Source organism: Verrucomicrobiia bacterium (genome assembly GCA_035495615.1).
Taxonomy (GTDB): Bacteria; Omnitrophota; Omnitrophia; order Omnitrophales; family Aquincolibacteriaceae; genus DATJFP01.
Window position 1 is genome coordinate 67,701 of sequence record DATJFP010000097.1, and the last position, 6,147, is coordinate 73,847.

The window sequence follows — 6,147 nt, forward strand, 5'->3', positions numbered from 1 at the left end:
GTGCTTTGCGACGTCGATCCCGAAATGGATTGAGACGTGGACTGCGACTGCGACGGCGAAATCGAGGCCGACAGGGATGTCGAAAGCGACGAGCTCTGGGAAACCGATGCTTCTTTCGAAATGTTCTCCGAAATACTCTCAGACTTTGACTGCGAACTGGAGATCGATTGAGAGACCGACTGGACCGGCGATATCGACTGCGAGAGTGACGTCGAGGTGGATTTAGACGTCGACTGGCTTTGCGAAATCGACGTCGACGCGACTACGGACTGAGAAGTGCTTTGCGACCCGGAGATCGAACCCGAAATCGAGCCGGACTGCGATTGCGAGGTCGAAGCCGCCTGGGAGGACGAGCGCGAAATGGACGTGGACGTCGAATTGACCGCGGAATTAGAAGTTGATGTGGACGTGCTTATGGAGCCCGCCGTGGATCCGGATTGCGAAACCGACTGCGAAAAAGACGGAAATCCCGATTGCGACGTTGAGGTTGAGCCCGAGGTGCTTGTGGATCTGGACGTCGACGTCGACAGGGAACCCGACGTGGATTGCGACGTGGAACGGGAGCGGCTCGCGGACCCCGACCCCGAGGCCGACTGCGACACCGAGGTGCTGTTCGATCCCGCCACGGACCCGGAAGTCGAAATGGACGACGACACCGAGGGGGCGTTGGATTGAGAGATCGATCCGGAGATCGAACCGGCCGTGGATCCCGAGATCGACCCGGAAATGCTGGCCACTCTGGAATTAGACGCCGAAACGGAAGACGAAGTCGAAAGGACCGGCGATTGGGATGCCGATGTGGAGGCCGAAATCGACTGGCCTATCGAATTGGTCTGCGAAATCGAAGCGAAGAACGACGAAAAAATTCCCGAGATGCTCGTGGACTGCGAAGTGCTTCTCGAAGTGGACAGAGAACTTGAGGTCGACCTGGACGTCGAAACTGATTCCGACCGGGAATCGCTGACGGATTCACTCACGGAGCCGGAAGTCGACCCCGACGTCGACTGGGACACTGACTGCGAAGGCGACATGGAGTCCGACACGGACGTCGAAATCGAGGCGCTGGTCGACACGGACGTGGACTTGGAAATCGAGCCCGATACGGATTCGGTAACGCTCTTCGAGGTCGAGAAAGAAGCCGATGAGGACGCCGAGACCGATTGAGAGTCCGAAGCCGAAACCGACTGCGACTGGGACTCCGAAACCGAAGTGGACTGCGACGTCGATTTTGAAGTGGACTCCGAAGACGATACGGACTCTGAAACCGATTGCGACGTCGATTGGGATTCCGAACCGGAAACCGATTGGGACACGGAATCGGACGCGGATTCCGAAGCCGAGGTCGACTCAGAGACCGATTCATCAATGGAGATCGACGTGGATCCCGAAGTGGAAGCCGAGCGCGAAGTCGAAACCGAGAAAGAATTCGAAATGGACGCCGAAGGATTAGGCGGCTGCTCGGGCTGTCCGATCGTGGCGGCGAACGAGCTGGCGCGCGCGGTCATGGCCGTCGGGATCCGGAAACCGAAACGGCTCAGGAAGAAATTATTCAAAGGTGTCTGGAAATTGTACTGCACCTGCACGACGATCGGTTCGCGCTGCAGGTTGTCGGGAACCTGGACGTCGATGTCCGCGGCCTCTACGTCGGTAAGCCCCTCGGGCAGGGCATCGAGCGTGGTTTGAACGCCGTTTTCGACGCGAACGTCGTCGTCCGACATGGCCGCGACGCGCGCGCCTTCGCGCGCCGCCTGATAGACGAGATGCCATTCATAGAAAGCGCGGCCCAGTTCGATGATGCCGAAGATCAGGAGGACAAAGACGGGCAAGAGCAGGGCGAATTCAACCATGCCTTGTCCGCGTTCCCCAAATCCCCATCCCCTTGATTTTTTCATGATCAGGTCACCTGGAAATCATCCCCGTAGGATACCGAGGCGGAATTGATTGTCTGGCTTCCGAGCCCGAAGAAAAAATTCACGACACTCGAGGCCTGCACGCGCAAAAGGACGTAACGCCGGTCGTCTTCGACAACCGGGACCCATTCTCCCGTGACCGTTCCGTTCGTGACGCCGGAATTGAACAGCACGAGGTTCGTGCGGTTGACGGCGATGCAGCAGATGCTGGAGCTGCTGACGCATTGGGCAAGCGTGCACTTGTCGGACGGACTTGGGTTTTCAGGAGTGGGAAGCGAGGTTTCGGTGGCGATCCGCGAGCCTTCACGGGTCGCAGCGCTCAGCCGGTGCGCGACAAAAACCATGTTCGCCATGTCGATGGCGAGCGTGGCGATCGCAAGCAGGACGGGAATGATCAAGGCAAACTCGACGATGGCCTGTCCCCGGGATCCGCGCACTAAAATTTTTTTTCTGCCTTTTTGGAATGAAAAAATGATCGCCCATCCTCCTTTTCGTAAGGATGACTCTGCAGCGTCCACTTGTTCTAATAAAGCATAGCATAATAACTTAGGGTAAGAAACGGGGATTTGCCTTAATTCCTAGAACCCACTATCATTTTTTATCAAAGAGCCGGTCCCAAATGGCCGTAAATTGACTTTAACTCCAATGAGTGTAATTACATGAGCCATACCGAATCCATCTCCTTGCCGGCCCGGGGGAAAGCGCTGCTCGAATCCCTTAAAAAAGTGGATTGGCTGAGGGTTTTTATCCTCGCGCTTTCCTTCCTTTCCCTTTTTCTTTTTCTGGATTGGAAGCCGCCCCAGCATGACGAAGGCGTCAACGGGTGGATGATCCAGGACCTCCTCGCCAAAGGGTATTACCCGTACGATCCGGCCAATTATCACGGCCCCCTTCATTTCTATGTCCTGTTCGTTTTTCGGCTTTTTCTGGGAGACAACCTCTGGGCCCTGCGTCTTCCCGCCGTGATTTTTGCCTGGGCGAGCATTTATCTCCTGACTGAGCTCAAACCGTATCTCGGAAAATTCTGCGCCTATGCCGCCGCGCTTTTCGTCAGTGTCTCCCCGGGCATGATGTTTTATTCCCGGTATGCGATCCACGAATCGACGCTGCTTTTCTTTTCCATTCTGACGCTTCTTGGTTTTTTCCGCTTCTGGGACCGCAAAGACGTGAAGTCCCTGTGGCTTTTGGGCGCGGGCTTCACGGGGATGATCGTCACCAAGGAAACCTACGTCCTGGCCGTGCTTTCTTTCGTCGGCGCCTGGATGCTGACGCTGCTTTATGAAAAATTTCTTCCGTCCACGGAAGTTCCGCCGCGGGTCCCGGCTTCTTTCAGCCTGCGCGACATCGGCCGCGTCACGGGCACCTGTGCGTTTGTCATCGTCCTGCTTTATAGCGGATTTTTCCTGAACTGGTCCGGAGTCCTCGGCCTTTTCACGACTTTTTTCAAATGGCTGAACACCGGCGCCCTGTCCACGAGCGAGCAGAAAGGCCATTGGAAGGCGGTCATGTACTGGATCCAGCTTTTCCTGCGCTACGAATGGCCGGCCTCTCTCGGTATTCTCATGTCCTTTCCTCTTCTGGGCCCGGCACCGCGGTGGCATCGCGTCATGATGCTGTACGCGCTTCTGCTGCTGGCCGCTTACAGCATGATTCCGTACAAAACGCCGTGGTGCATTCTCCAGATCATCTGGCCTTTTCTCGTGGTGGCGGCGTCTGTCCTGGGCCTTTTCGCGTCCCGCGGCGGAAGGGAGAAAGCCGCGGCGCTTATTGTCATGGGGCTTCTCTCGGTCACGAGCCTCTGCAAATCCGTTTCGTTGAATTTTTTCCATTACGCGGACGACCAGGAGCCGTACGTCCACGTGCAGACTTTCGAGAGCCTCATGAGCGTCGACCGCAAAATCAAAGCGCTTGTCGCGCGCGATCCGACAAAGCGCCACATGACGATCCACGTGGTGAAGAAAGCTTACTGGCCGATCTCGTGGCTTCTGGTGGATTTCACGCATCACTATTACTACACCGAGGAACTTCCGCCCAAGGCGGACGCGGGCGTCATTTTCTGCGACGTGGAAAGAAAGACGCGGCTCGAGATGCGTCTTAAGCGGCCGTACTTCGTGGAACGCTTCCGCCTGAATCCCGCGCAGGATCCCGGCTACGTTTACTACGACAAGGAACTCTTCAAAGACCTCTTCGGCCCGGGCGCGGAAGTCTTCGAGCCCGAAACTCTGCCGGAGGCCAAGCCCGGGGAGGGACTGCTCGCGCGCTATTACAACAACTCGCTCTGGCAGGGCGATCCTGTCCTGGAGAAAGTCGCGGGCACTCCGGATTTTTCATGGGACATGAAAGAAACGCCGCTTCCCGCGCCTTTCAGCGTGATGTTCGAGGGTGAGATTTTCGTTCCCGAATCCGGAGACGTGGGCTTCTATCTTGCGAGCGATGACGGCAGCGACCTCACGCTCGATAACGAAATCCTGATCAACAATCTGGGCGACCACAGCGAGAAGACGAAAGAGGGAACCAAGAAAATGGAAAAAGGATGGCATCCCATCCGCGTCCGCTTTTACGACGTCGGCGGGAGCGCTTCGCTCTGGCTGTGGTGGAAGCTTCCTTCCGGACGCGAGGGAAAAATTTCGCCCGAACATTTCAGGACGTCCCAATCCTCGGAAAAACGCTGATGCCTCTTATTGCTGCTTTCCTTGTTTTTATTGCCGTTTCCGCCGTGGCGGGCGTGGTCCTGGCCACGTTCGCCGGCGTGCTGACCGTGGCCGTAAGCTGCTATGCCCTGGCCGCCGGCATGCTCGCGGCCCTGCTTGCGTTCCGGAGCTGCCGCGGCATTTCGCTGGAAGGGCCCGGCCCCGGCTTTTTCGACAAAGCCGCGCTCTTTTTCGCTTTTCTTTTCTGCGCGCGCAATTTCTTCTGGCTTTATTACTACAGCGGGGAGAAAGTCTACACGCTGAACGGCTATCCTTACGCGGACCTGCATTTCCATCTCGCCTTCATTCAGAATTTCGTTTCCGATACGCCGTTCTGGCCGGAAAATCCTTTGTTCACCGGCGCGCCGCTGCGGTATCACTTCGGCATGGACCTGTTTACGGCGCTGTTTGTCAAAGCCGGGCTGCCGCTCACACGCGCGCTTCCGCTGATCGGTTTTTTCGGCGGCATGCTGACCATGCTGGCGCTTTACGCGTGGGGCAGAGGATTCACCGTGGCCGCCTTTCTTTTTACCGGAGGCATGGCGGGCTACGTTTTTTTTCTGACGCACGTCTTCGACGATTACCAGTCGCAGCTGGCCTGGAAAAACGTCGCGCTCACGTCGCTCTTGCCCCAGCGCGGATTCCTTTTCGGATTTCCCGCGGGCCTTGTGACGCTTTGGAGCTGGCGCCGCCGTATCCTGGAAAATAAAAAAGGCCTGCCGCTCTGGATCGAAGGCCTTCTGTGGGGCGTGATGCCGTTTTTCCAGATGCACGCCTTCATGTTCCTTTCGGGTATCTTCGCGCTCTGGACCGTGGCCAAGAAAAAAATCCGGGACATGATGCCCGTCTATTTCGTGGCGCTTGTCACGGCTGTTCCTTTTGTCCTGATCCTGACCGACAATTTCCAGAAGGCCTCCATGATCTGGTTCAAGCCCGGCTGGATGATGGAAACGCAGAACCCGGTGATTTTCTTCATGCTGAACTTCGGGCTCTATTGCCCGCTCGCGCTGTGGACAGCCTGGCGGGTCGCGCGTTCGCGCGAGCGCAACGCGCAGCTCATGCTTTTTCCCGCGCTCGCGCTTTTTCTGCTGTGCATGTTCGTGATGTTCGGTCCGTGGGAATGGGACAACACGAAGCTTATCATCTGGAGTTTCCTTCTCGCCACGCCTGTCTTTGACGCGTACGTGGTCCGCCGCCTCCGCTTTCCTTTCCGCGCGCTGCTTCTGGTCGGCCTTTTTGCGTCCGGTTTTGTCTGCGTCGTCAGCTCCATGGGCAAGAACAACCGCGGTATTCCGATCGTGGACCGCCAGGACCTCGACGAGGTCTGCGCGCAAATGGCGAAAATCGCTCCGACTGCCCACGTGGCCTCGGCGCAGGAAGCGTATCATCCTGTTCTCATGTGCGGACGCAAGCTCGCAGCGGGGTACGCCGGCAATCTGCGCGCGGCCTTCGGTCTTGATCCCGAGAACGTGGAAGCGAAACTGCAAAGGCTGATGGCCGGAGAATTCGACTGGCGTTCGCTTGCCCGCGACTTGAACGCCCGCTAT

8 protein-coding genes are annotated in these 6,147 nt (G+C 57.3%); 7 read left to right on the forward strand and 1 reads right to left on the reverse strand.

Annotated features, from left to right (window positions below; translation table 11 throughout):
- Window positions 1–36: 36 nt before the first annotated feature.
- The 5 genes from VL688_12515 (at window position 37) to VL688_12535 (ending at window position 1,883) form a co-directional block, all read left to right on the forward strand.
- Window positions 37–171, forward strand: a complete 135-nt coding sequence (locus VL688_12515) for a hypothetical protein (protein ID HTL48875.1) — start codon at window positions 37–39, stop codon at window positions 169–171.
- A gap of 105 nt (window positions 172–276) precedes the next feature.
- A complete protein-coding gene (locus tag VL688_12520; GenBank protein ID HTL48876.1) occupies window positions 277–675 on the forward strand; it encodes a hypothetical protein in 399 nt (132 codons plus the stop codon).
- A 27-nt stretch (window positions 676–702) separates the two neighbouring features.
- Window positions 703–1,164 carry a hypothetical protein gene (locus tag VL688_12525; protein ID HTL48877.1) on the forward strand — a complete coding sequence of 154 codons (462 nt, stop codon included), beginning with the start codon at window positions 703–705 and terminating at the stop codon, window positions 1,162–1,164.
- Window positions 1,165–1,209: 45 nt separating this feature from the next.
- Window positions 1,210–1,683 carry a hypothetical protein gene (locus VL688_12530; protein ID HTL48878.1) on the forward strand — a complete coding sequence of 158 codons (474 nt, stop codon included), beginning with the start codon at window positions 1,210–1,212 and terminating at the stop codon, window positions 1,681–1,683.
- Window positions 1,680–1,883 (forward strand): hypothetical protein, encoded by a 204-nt coding sequence (locus VL688_12535; protein ID HTL48879.1) that lies wholly within the window; start codon window positions 1,680–1,682, stop codon window positions 1,881–1,883. The genes VL688_12530 and VL688_12535 overlap by 4 nt, the downstream gene beginning before the upstream one ends.
- 11 nt (window positions 1,884–1,894) lie before the next feature.
- Here VL688_12535 and VL688_12540 read toward each other — a convergent pair whose 3' ends face one another.
- Window positions 1,895–2,347 carry a TadE family protein gene (locus VL688_12540; GenBank protein ID HTL48880.1) on the reverse strand — a complete coding sequence of 151 codons (453 nt, stop codon included), beginning with the start codon at window positions 2,345–2,347 and terminating at the stop codon, window positions 1,895–1,897.
- A gap of 222 nt (window positions 2,348–2,569) precedes the next feature.
- Between VL688_12540 and VL688_12545 the strand changes: the two genes are divergently transcribed.
- Entirely contained in the window at window positions 2,570–4,582 is a 2,013-nt protein-coding gene (locus VL688_12545; protein ID HTL48881.1) for a flippase activity-associated protein Agl23, read from the forward strand.
- A partial coding sequence (locus tag VL688_12550) for a hypothetical protein (protein ID HTL48882.1) occupies window positions 4,582–6,147 on the forward strand: 1,566 nt, incomplete at its 3' end. The genes VL688_12545 and VL688_12550, both read left to right, overlap by 1 nt.